At 74.7% G+C, this 22,167-nt stretch carries 18 protein-coding genes; 11 read left to right on the plus strand and 7 right to left on the minus strand.

The window, feature by feature from the left end; all coding sequences use genetic code 11:
- The first annotated feature begins 2 nt into the window (after window positions 1-2).
- From nuoL to O7633_RS20945, 5 genes are all read left to right on the plus strand, one after another.
- Window positions 3-1,946 (plus strand): NADH-quinone oxidoreductase subunit L, encoded by a 1,944-nt coding sequence (gene nuoL, locus O7633_RS20925; protein WP_178067032.1) that lies wholly within the window; start codon window positions 3-5, stop codon window positions 1,944-1,946.
- A gap of 64 nt (window positions 1,947-2,010) precedes the next feature.
- Window positions 2,011-3,546, plus strand: a complete 1,536-nt coding sequence (locus O7633_RS20930) for an NADH-quinone oxidoreductase subunit M (protein WP_278131026.1) — start codon at window positions 2,011-2,013, stop codon at window positions 3,544-3,546.
- Window positions 3,543-5,096 (plus strand): NADH-quinone oxidoreductase subunit NuoN, encoded by a 1,554-nt coding sequence (gene nuoN / locus O7633_RS20935; RefSeq protein ID WP_074475425.1) that lies wholly within the window; start codon window positions 3,543-3,545, stop codon window positions 5,094-5,096. Before O7633_RS20930 ends, nuoN begins: the two co-directional genes overlap by 4 nt.
- 90 nt (window positions 5,097-5,186) lie before the next feature.
- Complete coding sequence (locus O7633_RS20940) at window positions 5,187-6,269, plus strand: polyprenyl synthetase family protein (RefSeq protein WP_074475424.1); 1,083 nt, start codon at window positions 5,187-5,189, stop codon at window positions 6,267-6,269.
- A 178-nt stretch (window positions 6,270-6,447) separates the two neighbouring features.
- Window positions 6,448-7,230, plus strand: coding sequence for an IclR family transcriptional regulator C-terminal domain-containing protein (locus tag O7633_RS20945; protein WP_074475423.1), 783 nt, complete (start codon window positions 6,448-6,450; stop codon window positions 7,228-7,230).
- A gap of 142 nt (window positions 7,231-7,372) precedes the next feature.
- Here the strand turns inward: O7633_RS20945 and O7633_RS20950 are convergent, their stop codons facing one another.
- The gene (locus O7633_RS20950; protein WP_282323613.1) at window positions 7,373-9,499 is read right to left on the minus strand and encodes a PhoX family phosphatase; all 2,127 of its coding nucleotides are present in this window, start codon (window positions 9,497-9,499) and stop codon (window positions 7,373-7,375) included.
- Window positions 9,500-9,773: 274 nt separating this feature from the next.
- On the opposite strand from O7633_RS20950, the gene O7633_RS20955 reads away from it, so the two are divergent.
- Window positions 9,774-10,268 carry a sigma-70 family RNA polymerase sigma factor gene (locus O7633_RS20955; RefSeq protein ID WP_282328607.1) on the plus strand — a complete coding sequence of 165 codons (495 nt, stop codon included), beginning with the start codon at window positions 9,774-9,776 and terminating at the stop codon, window positions 10,266-10,268.
- Window positions 10,265-10,963 (plus strand): zf-HC2 domain-containing protein, encoded by a 699-nt coding sequence (locus O7633_RS20960; protein ID WP_282323614.1) that lies wholly within the window; start codon window positions 10,265-10,267, stop codon window positions 10,961-10,963. Before O7633_RS20955 ends, O7633_RS20960 begins: the two co-directional genes overlap by 4 nt.
- A 399-nt stretch (window positions 10,964-11,362) precedes the next feature.
- Here the strand turns inward: O7633_RS20960 and rarD are convergent, their stop codons facing one another.
- The 4 genes from rarD to eccE form a co-directional block, all read right to left on the minus strand.
- Window positions 11,363-12,313 (minus strand): EamA family transporter RarD, encoded by a 951-nt coding sequence (gene rarD, locus O7633_RS20965; protein WP_282323615.1) that lies wholly within the window; start codon window positions 12,311-12,313, stop codon window positions 11,363-11,365.
- On the minus strand, window positions 12,310-12,750 hold the full coding sequence (locus O7633_RS20970) for a GNAT family N-acetyltransferase (protein WP_282323616.1): 441 nt from the start codon (window positions 12,748-12,750) through the stop codon (window positions 12,310-12,312). The genes rarD and O7633_RS20970 overlap by 4 nt, the downstream gene beginning before the upstream one ends.
- Before the next feature lie 82 nt (window positions 12,751-12,832).
- Complete coding sequence (locus O7633_RS20975; protein WP_282323617.1) at window positions 12,833-13,219, minus strand: phage holin family protein; 387 nt, start codon at window positions 13,217-13,219, stop codon at window positions 12,833-12,835.
- Window positions 13,220-13,281: 62 nt separating this feature from the next.
- Window positions 13,282-15,114 carry a type VII secretion protein EccE gene (gene eccE, locus O7633_RS20980; protein WP_282323618.1) on the minus strand — a complete coding sequence of 611 codons (1,833 nt, stop codon included), beginning with the start codon at window positions 15,112-15,114 and terminating at the stop codon, window positions 13,282-13,284.
- 282 nt (window positions 15,115-15,396) lie between these two features.
- Between eccE and O7633_RS20985 the strand changes: the two genes are divergently transcribed.
- Entirely contained in the window at window positions 15,397-15,714 is a 318-nt protein-coding gene (locus tag O7633_RS20985; RefSeq protein ID WP_282323619.1) for a WXG100 family type VII secretion target, read from the plus strand.
- Between the two features lie 25 nt (window positions 15,715-15,739).
- Entirely contained in the window at window positions 15,740-16,033 is a 294-nt protein-coding gene (locus O7633_RS20990; protein WP_074475415.1) for a WXG100 family type VII secretion target, read from the plus strand.
- Between the two features lie 79 nt (window positions 16,034-16,112).
- Here O7633_RS20990 and mycP read toward each other — a convergent pair whose 3' ends face one another.
- Window positions 16,113-17,330 carry a type VII secretion-associated serine protease mycosin gene (gene mycP / locus O7633_RS20995; protein WP_282323620.1) on the minus strand — a complete coding sequence of 406 codons (1,218 nt, stop codon included), beginning with the start codon at window positions 17,328-17,330 and terminating at the stop codon, window positions 16,113-16,115.
- 150 nt (window positions 17,331-17,480) lie between these two features.
- On the opposite strand from mycP, the gene O7633_RS21000 reads away from it, so the two are divergent.
- Both O7633_RS21000 and O7633_RS21005 read left to right on the plus strand, forming a co-directional pair.
- Window positions 17,481-20,825: an SseB family protein gene (locus tag O7633_RS21000; protein WP_282323621.1), complete on the plus strand. Its 3,345-nt coding sequence runs from the start codon at window positions 17,481-17,483 to the stop codon at window positions 20,823-20,825.
- Window positions 20,822-21,187, plus strand: a complete 366-nt coding sequence (locus O7633_RS21005) for a hypothetical protein (protein WP_074475731.1) — start codon at window positions 20,822-20,824, stop codon at window positions 21,185-21,187. Before O7633_RS21000 ends, O7633_RS21005 begins: the two co-directional genes overlap by 4 nt.
- A gap of 46 nt (window positions 21,188-21,233) precedes the next feature.
- On the opposite strand, the gene O7633_RS21010 is transcribed toward O7633_RS21005, so the two are convergent.
- On the minus strand, window positions 21,234-22,166 hold the full coding sequence (locus O7633_RS21010; protein WP_043961451.1) for an alpha/beta hydrolase: 933 nt from the start codon (window positions 22,164-22,166) through the stop codon (window positions 21,234-21,236).
- Between the last annotated feature and the right edge of the window lies 1 nt (window position 22,167).

Below are 22,167 nucleotides of genomic sequence, written 5' to 3' on the forward strand. Positions count from 1 at the left end.
TGATGAACGCCCCGGCTGAGCCGGCAGGTGAAGTCGCCTACGCTGCGGCGAGCGGCCTGCTGGGCAGCTTCTGGCTGCTGGTGGCGATCCCGCTGGCCAGCGCGGCGGTCCTGCTGCTGCTGGGCCGGCGGGCCGACCGGTGGGGGCACTGGCTCGGGGTGGCCGCGATCGGGGCCGCCTTCGTGCTCGGCCTGACCTACTTCTTCCAGCTCCGCGGCCTGGAGAACAAGTCGGCGGAGCTGAGCCTCTGGGACTTCATCGCCGTCGGTGACCTGCACGTGGACTTCGGCCTGCTGTTCGACCCGCTGGCCGCGGTCTTCGTCCTGCTGATCACCGGGGTGGGCTTCCTGATCCACCTGTACGCGGTCGAGTACATGGCGCACGACGAGGGTCGGCGGCGGTTCTTCGCCTACTTCAACCTCTTCGTCGCCGCGATGCTCCTGCTGGTGCTCGGCAACAACTACGTGATGCTCTACTTCGGCTGGGAGGGCGTCGGCCTGGCGTCGTACCTGCTGATCTCCTTCTGGTACGGCCGGCCGAGCGCGGCCACCGCCGGCAAGAAGGCGTTCCTGATGAACCGGGTCGGCGACGCCGGCCTGGCCATCGGCATCTTCATCATGTTCGCCACCCTCGGCACCACGCAGTACGACGAGGTGTTCAACGGCGTCGGCTCGCTGACCGGCACCACGGTGCTGGTGCTCGGCCTGCTGCTGCTGCTCGGCGCGGCCGGCAAGTCCGGCCAGTTCCCGCTCCAGGCGTGGCTGCCGGACGCGATGGAGGGCCCGACCCCGGTGTCGGCGCTCATCCACGCCGCCACCATGGTCACCGCCGGCGTCTACCTGATCGCCCGGTCGAACCCGGTCTTCTCGGCCAACTCGACGCTCCAGCTCGTGGTGGTCAGCGTGGGCGCGCTGACCCTGCTGCTCGGCTGCATCATCGGCGCGGCCAAGGACGACATCAAGCGGGTGCTCGCCTGGTCGACGGTCAGCCAGATCGGCTACATGTTCCTCGGCGTCGGCCTCGGCGGCGGGGCGTACGCCCTGGCGATCATCCACCTGCTCGCGCACGGCTTCTTCAAGGCCAACATGTTCCTCGGCGCCGGCTCGGTCATGCACGGCATGAACGACCAGGTGGACATCCGCCGCTTCGGCGGGCTGTCGAAGTACATGAAGGTCACCTGGATCACGTTCATGATGGGCTGGCTGGCCATCATCGGCCTGCCGCCGCTGTCCGGCTACTTCTCCAAGGAGCCGATCATCGTCGCCGCCTTCACTCGGGACGACTGGACGGCGTGGCTGTTCGGCGGCGCGGCGCTGCTCGGCGCGGGGCTCACCGCGTTCTACATGACCCGGCTGTTCGTCCTCACCTTCCACGGCCCGAAGCGGTGGACCGAGGACATCGAGCACCCGCACGAGTCGCCGAAGCTGATGACGATCCCGCTGATCCTGCTGGCGATCGGCTCGGTGGTCGCCGGTGGCCTGATGGTGTGGAACGACGGCCTGGCCTCCTGGCTGACGCCGGTGCTCGGCGAGGCCGGCGAGGAGCACCACGCCGTGCTGTCGCACACGGTGATCACGATCCTGTCGCTGGTCGTCACGATCGCCGGGGCCGGGCTCGCCTGGTCGCTGTTCCGCAACGGCACGGCCACCGAGCCGCAGCCGGCGGGTGTGCTGGTCACCGCCGCCCGGCGCAACCTCTACACCGACGCCTTCAACGAGGCGGTCTTCGAGAAGCCGGGGATCTTCCTCACCCGGGCGCTGGTCTTCCTCGACAACCGGGGCGTCGACGGGCTGGTCAACGGCCTCGCCGCCGCCGTGGGCGGGGGCTCCGGCCGACTTCGGCGGCTGCAGACCGGCTTCGTCCGGTCGTACGCGACGTCCATCCTGACCGGTGCGCTGCTGGTGGTGGCGGCGTTCCTGGCCGTGCAGGCGGGGTGGCTGGCGTGATCGACCTCTCTACGGCCGCCCCCGCCGGCGGACCACGCAGTGACGACGGAGGTAAGGCCGCATAATGTCCAACTTCCCGTTCCTCTCGGTGCTGACCGTGGCGCCGCTGGTCGGCGCGCTGGTCGTGGCCGTCCTGCCGCGCCGCCGGCCGGAGCTGGCCAAGCAGGTGGCCTTCGGGTGGTCGCTGCTGGTGCTCGCCCTGTCCGTGGTCATGTGGCTGGCCTTCAAGACCGGCGGTGAGCGGCTCCAGTTCCGCGAGTCGTACACCTGGATCCCGCAGTGGGACGCCCGGTTCACCTTCGCCGCCGACGGCATCGCCCTGGTGATGCTGATGCTGATCGCGGTGCTGGTGCCGCTGGTCATCCTCGCGTCCTGGCACGACGCCGAGTCGTCGAAGCGCTCGATCCCGGTCTACTTCGCCCTGCTGCTCGTCCTCGAATCCACGATGATCGGCGTCTTCGCCGCCGCCGACGTCTTCCTGTTCTACGTGTTCTTCGAGGTCATGCTGGTGCCGATGTACTTCCTGATCGGCAGCTACGGCGGCCACCAGCGGCAGTACGCGGCCGTGAAGTTCTTCCTCTACTCGCTGGTCGGCGGCCTGTTCATGCTGGCCGCCGTGATCGGCCTGTGGGTCGTCGGCGGGAAGACCTTCGACTGGCAGGCGCTCACCCAGATCGACATCTCCACCGGCACCGAGCGCTGGCTGTTCCTCGGCTTCTTCCTCGCCTTCGCGATCAAGGCGCCGTTCTTCCCGTTCCACACCTGGCTGCCGGACGCCGGTGGGGCCGCCCCCGCCGGGGCCGCCGCGCTGCTCGTCGGCGTGCTGGACAAGGTCGGCACGTTCGGGATCCTGCGCTACTGCCTGCCGCTGTTCCCGGAGGCGTCGAAGTGGTTCGCCCCGTACGCGCTCGCGCTCGGGGTGATCGGCATCATCTACGCCGCGCTGCTGGCGGTCGGCCAGAACGACCTGAAGCGGCTGGTGTCGTACACCTCGATCGCGCACTTCGGGTTCATCGGGGTCGGCATCTTCGCCTTCACCACGCAGGCCGGCACGGGCGCGGTGCTCTACATGCTCAACCACGGCCTCGCCACCGGCCTGCTCTTCCTGGTGGTGGGCATGCTGGTGGCCCGGCGCGGCTCGGCCCTGATCAGCGACTTCGGCGGCGCGGGCAAGCTGGTGCCGCTGCTGGCCGGGGTGCTCTTCTTCGCCGGCCTGGCCTCGCTGGCCCTGCCCGGCACCGCGCCGTTCGTCTCCGAGTTCCTGGTGCTGATCGGCACCTTCACGGTGAACAAGCCGGTCGCGGTGATCGCCACGCTCGGCATCATCCTGGCCGCCGCGTACGTGCTGTGGATGGTGCAGCGGACGACCCAGGGCACCCTCAACCCGGCCCTGACCGAGGTCGAGCCGATGCGCCGCGACCTCAACCTGCGCGAGAAGTTCGTGGTCGCGCCGCTGATCGCGCTGATCGTGCTGCTCGGCTTCTATCCCAAGCCGGTCACCGATGTCATCAACCCCGCCGTCCGGGCCACCATGGAGGACGTCGGCAGGACCGATCCGGCCCCTGAGGTCGGCGGTGTCGTGCAGGAGGCCGCAAAGTGACCGAGCTCAAGCTGCCGTCGATCGACTACGCGGCGCTCGCTCCGATCCTGATCATGCTGGGCGCCGCCCTGCTGGGCGTGCTGGTCGAGGCCTTCGTGCCCCGCAAGCGCCGCCACCTCGTCCAGCTCTCGCTGGGGCTGCTCGCGGTGCTCGCCGCGCTGGTGATGGTGATCTTCAACGCCGACGACCGGCTGATCACCGCCGGCGGGGCGCTCGCCGTGGACGGGCCGACCCTGTTCCTCCAGGGCGCGATCCTGGTCCTCGCCGCCATGTCGCTGCTGCTCATGGGCGAGCGCTCGGTGGAGCGGGGCGGGGCGTTCGTCGCCCAGGCCGCCGTCACCGCCGAGTCGGCCGAGGACCGGCGGCAGGCCGAGGGCAGCAACGGGGCCACCGAGGTCTACCCGCTGGCCAGCTTCGCCATCGGCGGCATGCTGATCTTCGTGGCGGCGAACGACCTGCTGACCATGTTCATCGCCCTGGAGGTCTTCTCCCTGCCGCTCTACCTGCTCTGCGCGCTGGCCCGTCGCCGGCGGCTGCTGAGCCAGGAGGCGGCGATGAAGTACTTCTTGCTCGGCGCGTACGCCTCGGCGTTCTTCCTGTTCGGCGTGGCTTTGGTCTACGGCTTCACCTCCGGCATCCCGGGCCGCCCGGCCGGCGTCGACTTCGCCACCATCCACGCGGCGGTCACCGAGTCCCCGGCGAGCCAGGTGCTGCTCTTCGCCGGCATGGCGCTGCTCGCCATCGGCCTGCTGTTCAAGGCCGCCGCCGCCCCGTTCCACGTGTGGACGCCCGACGTCTACCAGGGCGCCCCGACGCCGGTCACCGGCTTCATGGCGGCCTGCACGAAGGTCGCCGCGTTCGGCGCCCTGCTGCGGGTCTTCCACGTGGCGTTCGCCGGGGCGGCGTGGGACTTCACCCCGGTCCTCGGCGCGGTGGCGGTGCTCACCATGCTGGTCGGCGCGGTGCTGGCGGTCACCCAGACCGACATCAAGCGGCTGCTGGCCTACTCGTCGATCGCCAACGCGGGCTACCTGCTGGTCGGGGTGCTCGCACCGAGCCGGGACGGGCTCGCCGGCACGATGTTCTACCTGGCCGCGTACGGCTTCTCGGTGCTGGCCGCCTTCGCGGTGGTGACCCTGGTCCGCGACGCCGACGGGGAGGCCACCCACCTGTCCCGCTGGGCGGGGCTGGGGAAGCGGTCGCCGTTCTTCGCGGCGATCTTCACCTTCATCCTGCTGGCCTTCGCCGGCATCCCGCTCACCAGCGGCTTCATGAGCAAGTTCGCCGTCTTCGCCCCGGCCCTCGACGCCGACCAGGCGTGGCTGGTGGTGGCCGGCGTGCTGACGAGCATGGTGCTCGCGTTCCCGTACCTGCGGGTCGTGGTCATGATGTGGCTGTCCGAGCCGGGGGAGTCCACCCCGACGGTGATGGTGCCGGGCGGGCTGACCTCGGCGGCGCTCATGATCGGCGTGCTGGCCACGCTGGTGCTGGGCGTCGTGCCGGGCCCGCTGCTCGACCTCGCCAACGGCGCCGCCGAATTCGTGCGATGACCGACGTTTCCCCGCGACGGGGCCGGTACGCGACAGCGTGCCGGCCCCGTCGCCGCATCCCCGCCCCGGAGCAGGTCGAACGGGTGTGGCATGGTGGATAGCGTGGTGAATCCGGCTGGCGAGCGTTCAGGTGCCACCGGCTCCGCTCGGCGGGGTCGGGAGAGCACGGGTCAGTTCGGCGCGCTCGGCCTGCACCTGGCCGATGCCCGCGTCGAGGCGTCCGTGTTGGGCCTGCTGGAGTCCGTCGAGGCGGAGCTGCGGGCCACCGTGACGAGCGCCGACCCGCTGGTGACCGAGGCCGCCCGGCACCTGGTGGACGCCGGCGGCAAGCGGTTCCGCCCGCTGCTGGTCGCGCTGGGGGCCCAGTTCGGCGATCCGGCCGACCCGCGGGTCGTCTCCGCCGCCGTGGTGATGGAGCTCACCCACCTGGCGACGCTCTACCACGACGACGTTATGGACGAGGCCGCCGTGCGGCGGGGCGCCCCGAGCGCCAACTCCCGCTGGACGAACTCGGTGGCGATCCTGGTCGGCGACTACCTCTTCGCCCGCGCCGCGGACCTCTCGGCCGATCTGGGGCCGGAGGCGGTGCGGTTGCAGGCGCGCACGTTCGCCCGCCTGGTGCACGGTCAGATCGCCGAGACGGTCGGCCCCCGGGACGGGCAGGACCCGGTGACCCACTACCTCGGCGTGATCGCCGAGAAGACCGGCTCGCTGATCGCCACCTCGGCCCGCTTCGGCGGCCTGTTCTCCGGGGCGTCCGCCGCGCACACCGAGGCCCTGGCAGGCTACGGCGAGACGATCGGCGTCGCCTTCCAGCTCTCCGACGACCTGCTCGACATCGCCAGCGAGTCGGTGCAGTCGGGCAAGACCCCCGGCACCGACCTGCGGGAGGGCGTGCCTACCCTGCCGGTGCTCTACGCGCTCGCCTCCGACGACTCCGACGCCGCCTCGGTGCGGCTGCGGGAGATCCTGGCCACCGGCCCGCTCGTCGACGACGCCCTGCACGCCGAGGCCCTCGGCCTGCTCCGCGAGTCCCCGGCGCTCAAGCGCGCCCGGGAGACCGTCCGCAGCTACGCCGAGGAGGCCCGGGAGCAGCTCGCGCTGCTGCCGGAGACGCCGTCGCGCCGCGCGCTGGAGTCCCTCTGCGACTACATCGCCGACCGCACCGGCTGAGGCCTCCCGAGCCTTCGGTACGGGTTCCGCGAACCCTTCGTGAGTCCGACTCGGACAACTCACCGTGTCGCTCGGCGCACTGACCGTTTAGGATGATCTGGCAGCGTCGACCCGAACAGGCATTTCGCCGGACGCCTGGATTTCATATGGTGTAAGTCCCCCGGCGGCGGAGGTGGTTGTGCGCGACCCCTTGGCGGAACCTTCGGACCTCATCCGGAGTGTCTCCCGCGCGCTACGCGTGCTCGAATCGGTCGGTCGCGCCCCGAAGGGGCTGACCGTCAAGCAGATCGCGCGGCGCTGCGAGCTGACCGTGGCCACCACCTACCACCTGGTCCGCACGCTGGCCTACGAGGGCTACGTGATCCGCCGGGAGGACGGCACGTACATCGTGGGCCTGGAGATCGCCGACCGGTACCGCGAGCTGGTCACCGCGTTCCGCGGGCCCGCAGCGGTCGGCGAGTGCCTGCGCCGCGCCGCCCTGGACACCGGCTACAGCCACTATCTCGGGCGCTTCGTCGGCGGCCAGGTGGCCGTCACCGCCGTGGCCGAGGGGCACCGCTCCCCGCACCTGGAGGACCTGGTCCCCGGGTTCGACGAGGGCGCGCACGCGACCGCGCTCGGCAAGGCGCTGCTGGCCACCCTCACCGCCGAGCAGCGCTTCCGCTACCTGCGGGAATACGGCATGCGCCCGTTCACCAACGCCACCCTCACCACCCCCGAGGCGTTCGAGGCGGACGTGGCGGCCGGCGACCGCCGGGGCATGCAGCTGGAGCTGGGGCAGTTCCGGCAGGGCGTCGCGTGCGCCGCCGTGCTGGTCGTCCCCGACAAGGACATGGAACGCCGGATGGTGCTGGCCTGCTCGTTGCCGGCCAGCGAGATGATGACCTCCGCCCGGGTGGTCCGGGCCAAGCTGCTCACCGCCGCCCGCGCCATCGCCGACGCCGTCGCCGCCGAGAACTGACCCCGCAGCCACCGGGAGCCGAGGCCCGGGGACCGGGAGCCGAGGACCGGCGGCCGGAAGCCGGGGCCGGGGAACCCGGAAGCAGGGACGACGACGGGCCCCCGCCCTGGTGGGGAGGGGGCCCGCCGCGACGCCCAGCGGGTCAGCTGCCGATCGGGCCGCCGTCCAGCCGCCAGGTGACCACCACGCCGGGCTTGGCGTAGTCGCCGTCGGGCCAGGTCGACGCCGGGTTCTCCACGGTCGCCCCGGTGATCTCACCCGGGTGCTGCACCGCCACGAACACCGAGCGGTTGTCGTCGGTGATGAACGGGCCGCAGGTCTCCGCGCCCAGCGGCACCGTGAGGAACTGCTTGAGGTGCCCCCGCTCCGGCCCCTCCACGGCGGTGGCGAACAGGCCGTCGTTGCTGCCCAGCGCGTTGCCGTCGGTGGAGATCCAGAGGTTGCCGGTGGCGTCGAAGGCGACGTTGTCCGGGCAGGAGATCGGGGAGACCTTCGCCTTGTCGTACCCGGCGAAGTGGGTCGACGGGTCCGTCGGGTCGCCGCAGACGATCGGCAGCGACCAGGCGAACGTCTCGGCGGCGTTGTTGTTGCCGTCCTCGACCAGCTCCAGGATCTGCCCGTGCTTGTTGAGGTTGCGCGGGTTGGCCTCGTCGGCGGGGGCCTTGCCCGCCTTGCCGCGGTCGGTGTTGTTGGTCAGCGCCACGTACACCTTGCCGGTCAGCCGGCTCGGCTCGACGTCCTCCGGGCGGTCCATCTTGGTCGCGCCGACCTTGTCGCCGGCCAGCCGGGTGAAGGTGAGCACGTCCGCGGCGGTCATCCCGTCGACGTACGAGCGGGTGCCGCTGACCAGCTTGATCCAGCGGCCCCGGCCGTTGAACGCCCCGTCGGCGGGGAGCTTGCCGGAGCCGTCGATCTCGGCCGCCGAGTTGCCTTCGAGCTGCGCCACGTAGAGGGTGCCCGACTCCAGCAGGGTCAGGTTGTGCTTGCGGGCCACCCACGAGTCGCCGGCCATGAACTTCTTGTCCGAGACGAACTTGTAGAGGTAGTCGAACCGCTCGTCGTCGCCCATGTAGGCCACCACGTGCCCGCTGCGGGCGACGATGACGTTCGCGCCCTCGTGCTTGAACCGGCCGAGCGCCGTGTGCTTGCGCGGCCGGCTCTCCGGGTCGAACGGGTCGATCTCGACGACCCAGCCGAAGCGGTGCGCCTCGTACGGGTTCTTCGCCAGGTCGAAGCGCTCGTCGGCGCGGTCCCACTTGCGGTTGCCGCTCGGGTAGCGCTCGGTGGTGTTGATGCCGTAGCGGGCCAGCTTCGGCTTCAGCTCCTCCGGCGCGGCGTCCCCGCCGACGAAGTACTGGTTGAAGTTCTCCTCGCCGGAGAGCACCGTGCCCCACGGGGTGACGCCGCCCGCGCAGTTGTTCAGTGTGCCGACCACCGTCCGGCCCTTCGGGTCGGCGGCGGTGCGCAGCCACGCCGAGCCGGCGGCCGGGCCGGTCAGCTCGAACTTCGTGGCCAGCGCGGTGACCCGCCGGTTGTACGGCCGCCGGCCGCCGGATACCGGCCGCCACTGCCCGGTGCCGTCGACCCGCTCCAGCTCGACCACGGACATGCCGTGCGCTGCCATGGCGACCTTCACCTGCTCGACGGTGAGCGCGTCGAGGCTGGTGAAGCCGGGGAACATCAGGTCCTCGTTGGTGTACTCGTGGTTGACCACGAGCAGCGCCCGGCGGCCCCGCTTGTCCAGCGGCAGCACGCCGACAAAGTCGTTGTTGTAGCCGAACTGCTTGGCCTGCTTCGCGGCGGTCTGCGCGTGCACGTCGAACTCCGGCGCGCCCGGCACCACCGGGTCGCCCCAGCGGATCACGACACTGTGGTCGTACCCGTTGGGCACGACCAGGGTGTCGAGCTTGTTCGGCGGGATCGGCCGGAAGGTCAGCGCGCCGCTGCCCACCCCGCCGGCCGGGCGGCCGAACCCGGCGGCCTCCGGCACGACCGGCGTGGCCGGCGCGGCGGACGCCGCCCCGGCGCCGGCCAGCGCCCCGGCGGCCGCGCCGCCGAAGCCCAGGACGAGCGCACCGACCGCGCCGGCCCGGACCACGCCGCGCCGGGACACCTCGGCGTCCACGATGTCGCCCAGGTACGGGTTGTCGGAGGTGTTGGGCACCGGGTGGTCGCAGGCGTTGCCGCACCGGTAGAGACAGGTCATGGCGTCACGGCTGCCGTGGCGGGTGGCGCCCAGCAGGGGGAGCAGCCGGGGTCGGTCGCTCATCGGGAGGTGCCTCCAAGGAAGTCGGTGCACGCCGGGGTCGACCCTCCGACGTGCGTACCCGGCGGACGCTAGGAGGGCGCGGTGAGCGCGGGTCGGCCCGAACATGAACCGGATGTGAACACCTGCGCCTGACCTCCCCGTCGACCTGCGGATGAACCGATCGGCGACACCGCACGTACTGTCGGGCGAACGCATCGCTGGACGCGTTCGACAGCGGGAGCCGCTGGACTCCGGCGACAGCGAGGAGGTCGTCATCAGCGACCACGACGCCCAACTGCTGCGCGCGCTGCACGACGAGCATGCCGACGCGCTCTACGCGCACGCCCTGCGGCTGGTCAACGGCGACCGGACCCGGGCCGAGGACCTGGTGCAGGAGACCCTGCTGCGGGCCTGGCGGCACCCGGAGTCGCTCGACCCGACGCGCGGATCGGTGCGGGCGTGGCTGTTCACCACGGCCCGCAACCTGGCCATCGACGCGTGGCGGCGGCGGTCCACGAGGGTCGGCGAGATCTACACCGACGAGCTGCCCGAGCCCCCGGAGACGATCGACGAGGCGGAACGCGCGGTGGAGGCGTGGACGGTCGCCGAGGCGCTGAACCGGCTCAGCCCGACCCACCGCGAGGTGCTCATCGAGTGCTTCTACCAGGGGCGTTCGGTGTCCGAGGCGGCGGCCCGGCTGGGCGTGCCACCGGGCACCGTCAAGTCCCGCACCCACTACGCGCTGCGCTCCCTCCGGTTGGCGCTGGCCGAGATGGGGGTGACGGGATGACCCGCTGCGAGTTCGCGCACGACGACGGCGCCTACGTTCTGGGCGCGCTCGCCCCGGCCGACCGGGCCGCCTACGAGCGGCACCTCGGCGGCTGCGCCTCCTGCCGGGACGCGGTGGCCGAGATCGCCGTGCTCCCCGGGCTGCTCGGCCGGCTCGACCCGGCCGGGCTGGAGCAGTTCCTGGAGCCGCCCGCCGAGGTCTCCCGGGTGCCCGCGCTGCTCGACGCCGCCCGCCGCCGCCGACGCCGCGAGCGGTCCGCCGCCCGCCGCCGGTACGCGCTGACCGCGCTGGCCGCCGCCGTCCTGGCGCTGTTCGCCGGGTTCGGCGCGGCCACCCTCCGGCCGCCCGTCGAGATCACCCCGACGCCCACCCCGCAGATCGCGCTGGCGTCCATGCGGCCGATCGCCGGCACGGTGCCGGTGCACGCCGAGGTGGGGCTGACCGGCACGCCGTGGGGCACCGAGGTCACCATGCGCTGCGGCTACGACCGGCGGGCCGGGCACCGCGAGGCGTACACCTTCCGGCTGGTGGCGCACGGCCCGGACGGCGCGACGGAGCAGATCGGCTCCTGGCTGGCCGCCCCCGGCGACGAGCTGAGCCTGACCGCCACCACCCACTTCACCGACGGCGAGCTGGTCCGGCTGGAGCTGCTGCGCGCCGACGGCACCCCGGTCCTCGCCTACGACGCCCGCTGAGCCCGGCTGGGCTCCGCTGGGCGGGGCGGTGCCCCTGCGGGGGCCGTGATCGTGGGCGGGGCCGTGATCGTGCGCGGGGCTGTGATCGTGGGCGTTGCTCGCCTTGGCGATGTTGCGGCGCGTAGTTGTCCTACCCGACCGGACACCACCCGGATTCACCCCTTTGCTCTGCACCCGGATACGCAACGGTCACGCCACGCAACCGGCCGCCGGGCCGCCCGGGCAAGCGTGATCTCCCGTCGGTGCTGCCTGCGGCGCGTGCTGCGTGGGTGGGTGCAGAGCAAAGGGGGCGCGAGGTCCGTCGTGTGGTCGGACAGTGGTGACCGACGGTCATACCGGTGGGCTGCCGCGCTCGACACCGCACCCCGCCACGGAAAGCGACGGGCCGCGGCTGCGCACTCAGGGGCCCGTCGTCCCCTGTCCCACCGGCGTCGGCGCGAGCGGCCGGGTCGTGGCGGGGCCGCGGGAGCGCCGGGAGTCGCGGGCGTGGCGGAGGGCGTCGGCGGTGAAGGTCAGCAGCGCCAGCCAGACCAGCGCGAAGCCGGCGAGCCGGGCCGGGGGCATCGGCTCGTGGAAGATGAGCACCCCGCAGCCGAGCTGGAGGATCGGGGCGAGGTACTGGAGCATGCCCAGCGCCGTCAGCGACAGCCGGTTCGCGGCACCCGCGAAGAGCAGCAGCGGGGTCGCGGTGGCCGCGCCGGCCAGCACCAGCAGCGCGGTGTGCCCGGCCGAGACGTGGCCGAAGGCCAGGCCACCGTCGGCGGCGAGCCAGCCGAGATAGCCGAGGGCCGGCAGGGCGAGCACCGCCGACTCCACGAAGAGCCCCTCCGCCGCCGGCAGCCCGAGGCGCTTCTTGACCAGCCCGTACGCGGCGAAGCTGACGGCCAGGGTGAGTGCGAGCCAGGGCAGCCGGCCGTAGTCGACGGTGAGCACGGCCACCGCCGCCGTGCCGATGCCCAGCGCCAGCCACTGCCCGGGGCGCAGCCGCTCCCGCAGCACGGTCACCCCGAGCAGCACCGACACCAGCGGGGTGATGAAGTAGCCGAGGGCCGTCTCCACCACCCGCGCCGAGTTCACGCCGTAGATGTAGGTGCCCCAGTTGACCGCGATGAGCGCGGCGGCCACGCCGATGCCGGCCAGCGCCCGGGGGCGACGCGCCAACCGCCGCAGGAAGCCCACGTTGCGCAGCGCGGCGAGCAGCAGCGCGACGAAGAGCACCGACCAGACGATCCGGTGCGCCAGGATCTCCAGCGGGCCGGCCGGCTGGAGCGCCCTGAGGTAGAGCGGGAAGAACCCCCAGAGCAGGTACGCGCCGATGCCGTAGAGGTAGCCGAGGCGCAGCGGGTTCACGCCTGCCCCCGCCCGTCGTACTGCATCCAGCGGTCCGGCTCGACCAGGGCGAAGCCGATCTTCGCGTAGACCCCGTGCGCGTCGGAGGTGGCCAGCACGATCCGGCGTACGCCGAGCGTGGCCAGGTGGTCACGGACCGCGCCGGCCAGCCAGGTGCCCAGCCCGGCCCCCCGGGCCGCCCGGTCCACGTAGACGTCGCAGAGCCAGGCGAACGTCGCGCGGTCGGTCACCACCCGGGCCACCGCCACCTGCCGGCCGTCACCGGGGCGGTACACGCCGTACGGCAGGGAGCCGGCGAACGCCCGCCCGACGGTCTCCCGGTCCCGCCCCAACGCCCAGTACGCGTCGGTGGAGAGCCAGTGGTGCACGAGGTCGAGGTCGAGGCGGGCGGGGTCGGTGCTGAGCTGGTGGCCGTCGTCGCGGGTCAGGGTGAACACCCTGCGACGCTAGCCTGCCCGCCCGGCCCCGCGCGCCGTGAATCCGCCCACCCTGCCCTGGCCGGGCCGCCCCGGCCCGGCCTCAGTCGCGGTCGAGGGCCGCGCCCAGCAGCCAGGTCACGACCCCGACGAACAGCGCGCCGAGCACCGCCTCCGGCCAGAAGCCGTCCACGTGGAACGGCAGCCCGGCCTCGCCCGCGATCCAGCTCGTCAACAGGAAGAGCAGGCCGTTGACCACCAGGGCGATCAGCCCCAGGGTCAGCAGGTAGAAGCCGCAGCCCACGGTCTTGACGATCGGCTGGAGCACCGCGTTGACGACCCCGAAGATGACCGCGACGAGGAGCAGCGTGACGATCGCCTCGACGGCCGAGCCCGTGTCGAGCGTGATGCCCGGAATGAGCAGGGTGGCCAGCCAGAAGGCCACCGCCGTGCTGCCCAGCCGGATCAGAAGACCCTTCAGGAAACCCATGGTCACGGATGGTGCCATGGACCCGCCACCGGCGGAACCCGCCGTCGGTCCCGCCCGACCCGTCAGCCCCGGTCGGGGCGGCCGATCAGTTGCGACTCGATGGGGGTCGGCGACAGCAGCGCCCAGCGCAGCGCCCGGCGGTTCACCACCGCCACCATGTCCTCCCGGATGCGGGTCAGCCACTCGGCCGAGCCGCCGAGGCCGAGCGCGGCGCCGGCCAGGGCGGCCTCGGCGGGGCGCAACGGTTGCAGCACGACCAGGTCGGCCCGGCCCAGCTGGTCGACGTCGGACGCGGTGAGGCCGTCCCGGACCACCAGGGTGGAGCGCCAGGCCGGCCCGGGACCGGCGTCGGCGGGCACCGGGCCCGCGTCCACCACGAGCAGCACCGGCCGCAGCGCCGAGCCGGCCACCGCGTCCGTCGCGCGGCCCGGCGGCAGCACCGGGATCGGCCCGTCGGGCGTGGCGACGCCCCGGACGAACGGCTCCCACGCCCGGGGCCGGGTCGTCTGGACCGCCACCCGGGCGCCCAGCGCCAGCGCCCGCAGGACCAGCAGCTGCGCCGCGCGCGCCCCGCCGACCAGCATCAACCGGGTGCCCTCCGGCCGGAACAGCCGGACCGTCACCGCCGCCCCGCGCCGGTTCGCGCCGATCATCAGCCCCGCGTCGCCGACCGGCAGCTCCAACCCGTCGAGGACCGCCGGGTCGGCCGCCGCGCCCGGAACGGCGAGGGCGAGGGGCAGCGTGCCCGCCAACCCGGGAAGCTGCTGGCCGTCGAGCCGGTCGAGTTCCGCGCCCGCGCCGCCGGCCAGCCGCCGCAACGCCTGCGTCGCCGTCGTCAGCCCGGCCGGGGTCCAGGCGGCCAGGCGTACGGTCAGCTCGGCCGGCACGGTCGCGCCGCCGGCACCGGCGCGCGGCCCCACGCAGAGCGAGACCGTGGTCGCGGCGGCCGGCAGGGTGAGCAGCCGGGGCACCAGCAGCCGCCCCGCGTCGGTGGCCGGGTCCGGCCCGCGCCGCACCCGGAAGATGGTCTGGAGCAGCTCCCCCGTCCGCACGGCCGGCCAGGTCTCCACCAGCGGCCCGCCGCCGTCGTGGTGGGCCAGTTCGGCGAGTACGCGGGGCGCGGCGTGCTCGCCGAGCGGGCGGGCGGTCACCGGCCCCAGCCGGCGCACGATCCGCCGGACCACCCCGGACAGGGCGGCGCGCAGGTCCGCGTCGGTCCACCCGTCCACCCGCAGCACCCGCACCGCCAGCAGCACCGAGTCGCGCCCGGCCAGCAGCCCGTCGGTGAGCTGCCGGTACGACGTCGCCACCGTGCTCCCCCCGACCGCGACGGCCGGGGCGGGCGAGCCGCCGAACAGGAGCTGGAGCCGCACCGGGGGCAGCTCCGGGGAGACCGGCGGCAGCAGCGTCGACGGCGGGGGCAGTGCCCCCGGCCCGTCGCCGAGCAGGTCGCCCGGGTCGCCGACCTCCAGCACGGCGGTCAGGCCCTCCGCGTCGTCGACCACGGCCGCCGGACGGCCAACCAGCTCCGCCGCGCGGATCACCGCGCCGGGGTCGAGCAGCCCCAGCAGCGCGCCCGGGCCGGTGGCCGACGCCAGGGCCCGCCGGCGGGACAGGTGGCCGGCGGCGACGCCCAGCCAGGAGAACAGCCAGCGCCCCCGCGCCCGGACCCAGGTGCCGGCCAGCAGTGCGGCGGCCACCGCGACGGCGGCCACGGTCACGGCCGCGCCCCGGCCGACCCCGGCGGCGGCCAGCGCCACCGCCGCCTGCGTGGCGACCACCTGACCGGCCCGCACCCCGGCCGGACCCCGGCGGTTGGCGGCCGGAATCCAGCGCGGGGGCAACGGCTGCCGGTGCGCCGGCTGGACCGGGGCCGTGGTCGTGCTGGCCGTCACCGCGCCTCCTCAACGCCCGCCCGGAACGCCGCCGTGACCCGGGGCGTGACCGTGGACGGTTCCGCAGCGTCATCGTATGGCTCCGCCCCGCCATCGCGGGAGCCGTGGTTGTCCACAGGGGAGCCAGGCGGGGTAGCAGAACCGCCACCGGGCCGCTACCGTCAGCGACGAGCCGGCTGACCCCATCCCGCCCCGGCGTCGCCGCCGGGACAGGCGGGCGGCGCGTCCGCCGCGGGCGCGCCCGACGGCCAGCCACGATCGAGGAGACGAGGTGACGTCCGGGTGTCCGAGACCCAGGCAGAAGCCGCGGTGTTGCAGCAGACCGCCGCGAAGTTCGAGCAGGTTGACCAGTCCCTCCAGGCCATGCTGACCAGCCTGCTGGCCGAGCTGGAGGTGTTGCAACAGGCCTGGCGGGGGGCCGGCGGGCGCTCGTTCGAGCAGGTGAAGCGGCAGTGGTCGCAGGACCAGGCGGCGTTGCAGCGGGCCCTGCGGGAGACCGCCACCGCCATCCGCACCGCCGGCCAGCAGTACGACGTGTCCGACAACGAAGCCGCCAGCCGGGTCGCCGGCACCAACCGCGGCATCCAACTGCCGCTGTAGCACCTCCCGGAAAGGGGATCATCCGATGGACCATGGGGTTCTGGTCGTCAACTTCGCCGCCCTCCAGCAGGCGGGTGCCGACATCCAGCGGGCGCTGAACACGCTGGACAGCCAGCTCGGCCAGCTCGAACGCGACGCCGCCCCGCTGGTGGCGAGCTGGGACGGCGAGGCCCGGCAGGCCTACGAGCAGCGGCAGGCCCGGTGGCGTTCCGCCTCCCAGGACCTCCAGGCGATGCTGCGCGACATCAAGCTGGCGGTCCACGACTCCGCGTCCGACTACCTCGACACCGAGAAGCGGAACGTCAACCTGTTCCAGTGAGCGGCTGCGGCCCGCGGCGTTCGGCGGCCATGGCGTTCTGGCGTTCGGCAGGGCCGCCGGACGCCGCCACCGCAGGCGGTCAGGCCGCCGGCCGCCAGCGGCGGCGGCCGCCCCGGGGCAGCACCACCGCCAGCAGCGCCGTGCCCGCCACGGCCGCCCCGGCGACGGCCGCGACGACCACCGCCCGGTCCCGGGCCGCCGCCCGCCGGGCCTGGCGGGCGGCCAGCGCCGGATCGGCCTCGCCCGCGGCTAGGGCCACGGCCCGGCGAGCCGGCCCCTGCGGGCCCGCCCCGGTCTCGGTGACCGCCCGGTAGGGGTTGAGCACGCCCGCGCCGTACCCGTCACCGGAGCCGTCGCCGGGCGCGGGGTCGACCGTGGCGAGAATCTGCCGCGTCACCTGCGCGGCCGTCAGCTCCGGCCGATACTGCCGGACGAGAGCGGCGGTGGCCGCCACGAACGGGGCGGCGTAGCTGGTGCCCTCGGCCCGCCGGTGGCCCTGCCCCGGGGCGGCCATCAGCACCTCGCCGCCCGGGGCGACCAGGTCGACGTACGGGCCGGTCTGCGAGAAGTCGGCCCGCCGCCCGTCGGGGCCGATCGCGCCCACCCCCAGCACCCCGTCGTACGCGGCCGGGTACGGTCGCGGGTCGCCGCCGTCGTGCAGGTTGCCGGCGGCGGCCACCACGACCACGTCCCGCGCGACGGCGTAGCCGACCGCCGCCCGGACGGCCGGGTCGTCGGTGTAGAGCACGACGGAGAGGTTCACCACGTCGGCCCCGTGGTCGACCGCCCAGCGGATCGCCCGGGCGAAGTCGACGGCGCTGACCGTGCGCCCCGACTCCCGCCCCTCGACCACCTGCTGCTCGCTGACGCGTACCGGAAGGATGCGGGCGCCCGGCGCGAGGCCCTGGAACGCGACGCCGACGCGGGGCTCGGCCGCGATGATGCTCGCCACACCGGTGCCGTGCCCGGCGCAGTCGCCGCTGCCGTCGCCGCCCGGGTCGAGGAAGTCCGCCCCGGCGTCGACCCGCCCGGCCAGTTGCGGGTGCCGGCGGTCCACCCCCGAGTCGATCACCCCGACGGTGACGCCGGCCCCGCTGGCCAGCGCGGCGAGCCGCTGCGGGGCATACCGCCGCTGCGGCCACGGGGTCTCCGCGACGGGTCGGTCCGGGGCCGGCGGGGTGGCGCAGCCGGGGGCCGCGCGATGCGCGCCGGCCGCCTGCGCCGGGGCGGCGGGGAACGCGGACAGCAGGGCCACGGCCGCTGCGGCGAGGGCCGGACGCGCGGTGGGCCGGGGCATCGCGCCTCCGTATCGTGTCGGCTTCGAAACCGGATGTTATCCGCATCCGGATTGTCCGGCGGGGCGTCCCCGGCCAGCCATTGTGATCTTGTTACCACCTTGTAGGTTGTACGCGATGGCTATGGCCTGATGGCGGGAGGAGAGGTGGCCGTGACCGACTGGGAGCCGGCTACCGAGGCCGAAGCGGCGATGCGGGACGCCCTCCGCGCCAACGACCAGGAGCTCTACTTCCGGATCCTGGCCCGCACCGACCTGCTGCTGCCGGTCTCCGCGGAGGCGCTGGCCGGGCAGGTCCCGATGGGGTGGGGCACCTGGACCACCGGCGGCCGCACGCACGTGCTGGCCTTCACGTCGCCCGCCGCGCTGCGGGCCTGCCTCGGCGGCAGCCCGGCGCCCAGCCGGCGCAGCGCATACGCCGACCTCGCCGCCGAGTGGCCCAACCACGAGTGGTGGCTGGCGGTCAACCCGGGCCTGCCCATCGAGGGTTACCTGCCGGCCTGGTTCGTCTCCCAGCTCTCCCGGGGCGACGTGCGGCTGCCGGGCCGCACCCTCGGCGCCCGCGCCCGCCTGGACCGCGTCGAGTCCGCCGCGAAGGCCCGCGCCACGGCGGTGGTCCCCGGCCGGGACGCGCCCGTGTCGCCCGCGCCCGGCACGGCGGCCGGTGGCCCGCTGCCGGGCGGGCCGGCCACCGTCCCCGCCGACGCCGCCGGCACGCCCACCACCCGGCTCACCGCCTCGGCGGCGGCTCCGGCGGCGGCCCCGCCCCGCCCGCCTGGGGCCGACGCGCCCCCGCCGCCGGCCCCGCCGCGCCCGGACGGGCCGGGCGGTGGCCGCGCCCGTGACGCCGCCGCCTCCGCCGCGACCGGCGGCGAGCCCGCGCCGGGCGGCTCGGCGTGGCTGAACGTTCCCCGGCGGCGGCCGCCGGCGGACGCCCCGCCGAGCGAGGCGACGCCGGCCGGCAACGGCCCGCCCGCCGCCCCGCCAGGGCCACCCGGCCAGCCCACCTCCTTCTTCGAACCGGCTTCCGGCCGCAGCCGGGCGGCGCGGGTGCTCGGCGACCCCCGCCGTCCCGCCGAGCGCCCGGCCCCGCAGTCCCGGGGCTTCGGCGGCGGCCAGGCGTTCCCCCGGCGACGCCCCGCGCCGGACCCGCTCGCCGAGCAACCGACCCAGCCCTTCCGTCCCGCCCCCGCCCCCGCCCCCGAGCCGCCGACGGTGCCGATCTCCCGGGCCGGGGCGGCACCGCCGGCGTCGCCGGCCGAGGCGTCCGGCCCCGCTGCGGCCCACGACGAGCCGACCCGCCTCCTGCGGCCCGGCGGCGCGGTGCCGCCCCGGCCGTCGCCGGCGGAGGAGCCGACCCGGGCCTTCCGGGCCGTGCCGCCGGCCGACGAGCCGACCCGTCCCCTCGCGGCGGCCACCGGTGCGCCGGCCGGCCTCTTCGGCCGGGCGGGTGGCGCGGACGAGCCGACCCGTCCCATCGGCCCGACCGGTGCCGGTGCGGCGCAGGGGCCACCGCGTCGAGGCACCGCGCCGGGGGCCGAGCGGGGGTTCGTGCGTCCCCGCCCCGGGGCGGCCGACGAGGAGCCGACCCGGCCCCTGGCGGAGCGTCCCGGCCCCGCCCCGGTGGACGAACTGGTCGAGGAGGTGACCGCCTCGATCGCGGAGCCGGTCTCCGGGCCGCCCGCGCCCCGCCCGTCCTTCTCGCCGATCGTCATCGAGGGCACGATCATCGAGGCGCGGGACCTGCCCGCCCCGGACCCGGTCGCTGCACCGGACCCGGTCGCCCCGCCGGACGCCACGGTCGCGCTGGACACGACGGTGTCGCCGGACCTGACGGTTCCGCTGGGCACGACCGCTGTGCCGGACGCGACGGTTCCGCTCGGGACGACGGTCTCGCCGGACGCGACCGTCTCGTTGGGCACGACGGTGCCACCGGACGCGACCGTCGCGTTGGGCACGACGGCTCCGCTCGGCTCGACCGGTGCTCCGGACGCGACGGTTCCCCTCGGCACGACCGTTCCGCCCGAACCGACCGTCGCGCTGGGCACGACCGTTCCGACCGAGTCGGTCCCCGATCCGGTCGGCGCGGACCCGTCCGTCGCCGCGCCCCCCGCCGAACCCGTGACCGCGCCCGGCAGCGGCTCCGCAGCCGCCGCGCCCGTCGGCGTCGCCGACGCGGAGGCGACGGTGTCGCTGTTCACCCCGGCGAGGCGACCCGCGTCCGACGCGTCGGACGGGTCCCTCTTCCAGCCGGGAATCCCCGGCGATCCGGCACCGGCCGCGCCTGACCTGCCGACGCCGGCCGACGCGCCCGAGCCGGCGGCCGACGCGCCCGCACCGGCCGACGCGCCCGCACCGGCCGACGCGCCCGCACCGGCCGACGCGCCCGCACCGGCCGACGCGCCCGCACCGGTCGACGTGTCCGAGCCGGCCGGCGGGTCCGTGCTGGCCGGTGATGCCGTCGTCGATCCGCAGCCGGACCCGGACCCGGACCCGGAGCCGGCGCCGGCCGCGCCGCCCGTCCCCGACTTCCAGCCGGCCAACGAGGTCGAGGAGGACCTGCTCGCCGCCGCCGGCACCGGCAGCACCGACACGTTCCTCTCCACCCTGCTGCTGGCCCGTGTGCTGCTCCCGGTGGCACCCGACTCGGCCGACGGCAGCCGACCCGGCGAGCCGGGCTTCGTCTGGCGGACCGAGCGGCTCGACGGCGAGCGGTTCGTCGTCGTCTACACCTCCCCGGAGCGGATGGCCGACCACGCCGACGGTCCGGTGGAGACCGTGTCGGTCAAGTTCGCCCAGCTCATCCGCCGCTGGCCCGACGACGCCTGGTCGTTCGCGGTGAACCCGAACACGCCGGTGGGCGCGAAGCTGCCCGGGGAGCAGATCGTCGCGCTGGCGAACTGGGCGGCCGACGTGGGGCTCGGCGACGACGTCGAGAGCGAACCGGAGCCGCCACCGGCGGCCGAGGCGGCGGCCGGCGCGTCCCGACAGACGCCGCCGCCGGTCGACCCGAACCAGCCGGTGGTGATGCAGAAGGCCGTCGCACCCAGCCAGCTCTCCTACTACCTGGAGCGCGGCTACGACCGGGTCTCCGGCTTCGTGCACCGCGCCAGCGAGCTGGCCCACCTGAACACCCCGGCCAAGCTGCACGACGCGCTCGGCCTGAGCCACCCGGGCTCGCCGTTCTCGCGGGACGCGCAGGAGATCTACGTCCTGCGCTGGCCCGCCCACCGGCCGAGCCTCTACCGCATCCCGTACGGCGGCCAGAACGAGGGCGCCATGCGGGCCATGGAGGGGTGGGTGATCGAGCGCCCGCCGTTCCGGGGCAACGGCTTCGCACCGGGGGACAGCAGCGACGTGGTGGCCGAGTTCAAGGTGGACAGCGCCCGGCTGCCGCACGGCGCGCAGCTCTGGCGGATCGGGGCGGACGGCACCGAACGGGTGGTCGCGACCCTGGACACGGACGCGCTGCTGTGGCGTCGGGCCGGTGACGGCTGATGCGCGACGGCTACGTGGCCCGCTGGCGGGGCCGGGAATACCAGGCCAGCCCCGACGGCGACGACGTGCGGCTCTACCAGCCCGAGCCCGGCGAGGGGTTCGAGGAGATCCGCCCCGGCCGCTACGTGCGGGTGCTGCCGGCGTCCGAGGTGGAGGGACTGGCGTACGTGCGGACCACCTGCACGTGGCAGGGCCAGCCGTTCATCGTCCTCGCCGAGCACGACGGCTGGCTGCGGGTGGAATACACGGGTGGCCGGTGGCCGGTGGCGCAGGCGATGGGGCTGGAGGTCTTCGACTTCGGGGTCTATCAGGGCTGGGCCCCGGCCGGCGCGGTCGCCGACCTGCGGGAGCAGCGGCTCTGACCCGCCGGGCGGCCGGGCCGCGACCCGGGGCAGGGGCGGGACCTCCTCAGGACTTCGCCCAGCGCAGGATCTCGCCGAGCACCACGTCCCGCGCCTCGACGTGCGGGAAGTGGCCCACGTCGTCCAGCAGCCGCCACTCGTAGGGGGCCGTCACGTAGCGGCCGGAGCCCTGGGCGGTGCGCGGCAGGGACGCGACGTCCAGTGCGCCGTGCAGTTGCAGCGTCGGGGTGACCAGGGGCTTCTGCATCAGCCGCACGAACCGGTAGCCGTGCAGCCGCAGCACCGAGCGGAACGCCCAGCGGTAGCCCTCCAGCGCGCAGAACGCGGCCTGCGGGATGCGCATCGCCTCCCGGCAGCGCCGGGCGTACGCGTCGAAGTCGGGGCCGTCGACCCAGCGGGGGCCGCCCCAGCGGCGCAGCATCTCCTCGACCGCGGCCGCGTCGTCGCGGGTGAGCACGTGCTCGTAGCGGGGAAGCTGGAACTTCAGGGCCGGGGTGGCGGCGGCGAACTGGCCGCGCGGGTCGGCGAAGATCGCGGCCCGCAGTCGCAGGGGGTGGGGCGCGCCGAGCACGACGAGCCGGCGGACCAGCGACGGGTGGAACGAGGCGGCGGTCCAGCCGATGAGCCCGCCGGCGCCGGTGCCGACGACGGTGGCGGACCGCTCGCCGAGTCCCCGGATCAGGCCGGCGACGTCGGCGGCGAGGGTGTAGCCGTCGTACCCCCGGGGCGGCTTGTCGCTGGCCCCGTAGCCGCGCAGGTCGACCGCGACGGCCCGGAAGCCGGCGTCGGCGACGGCCGGCAGCACGTCGTGCCAGGCCCACCAGTGCTCGGGGAAGCCGTGCAGGAGGAGCACCATCGGGCCGGTGCCGGCCTCGACGACGTGGAAGCGGCTGCCGTTGGCCCCGACGAACCGGTGCGTCCACGGCCCCTCGGTCAGGACGCAGGACTCGTCGACGGCCCCGCCGCGCTGCTCGGTCATG

The organism is Micromonospora sp. WMMD712, assembly GCF_029581295.1.
Taxonomy (GTDB): domain Bacteria; phylum Actinomycetota; class Actinomycetes; order Mycobacteriales; family Micromonosporaceae; genus Micromonospora; species Micromonospora carbonacea.

Coding starts and splice junctions, on each gene's coding strand:
- nuoL (WP_178067032.1), top strand. CDS start 3: ATGAACGCCCCGGCTGAGCCGGCAGGTGAAGTCGCCTACGCTGCGGCG.
- O7633_RS20930 (WP_278131026.1), top strand. CDS start 2,011: ATGTCCAACTTCCCGTTCCTCTCGGTGCTGACCGTGGCGCCGCTGGTC.
- O7633_RS20940 (WP_074475424.1), top strand. CDS start 5,187: ATGGTGGATAGCGTGGTGAATCCGGCTGGCGAGCGTTCAGGTGCCACC.
- O7633_RS20950 (WP_282323613.1), bottom strand. CDS start 9,499: ATGAGCGACCGACCCCGGCTGCTCCCCCTGCTGGGCGCCACCCGCCAC.
- O7633_RS20960 (WP_282323614.1), top strand. CDS start 10,265: ATGACCCGCTGCGAGTTCGCGCACGACGACGGCGCCTACGTTCTGGGC.
- O7633_RS20975 (WP_282323617.1), bottom strand. CDS start 13,219: ATGGGTTTCCTGAAGGGTCTTCTGATCCGGCTGGGCAGCACGGCGGTG.
- O7633_RS20990 (WP_074475415.1), top strand. CDS start 15,740: ATGGACCATGGGGTTCTGGTCGTCAACTTCGCCGCCCTCCAGCAGGCG.
- mycP (WP_282323620.1), bottom strand. CDS start 17,330: ATGCCCCGGCCCACCGCGCGTCCGGCCCTCGCCGCAGCGGCCGTGGCC.
- O7633_RS21010 (WP_043961451.1), bottom strand. CDS start 22,166: ATGACCGAGCAGCGCGGCGGGGCCGTCGACGAGTCCTGCGTCCTGACC.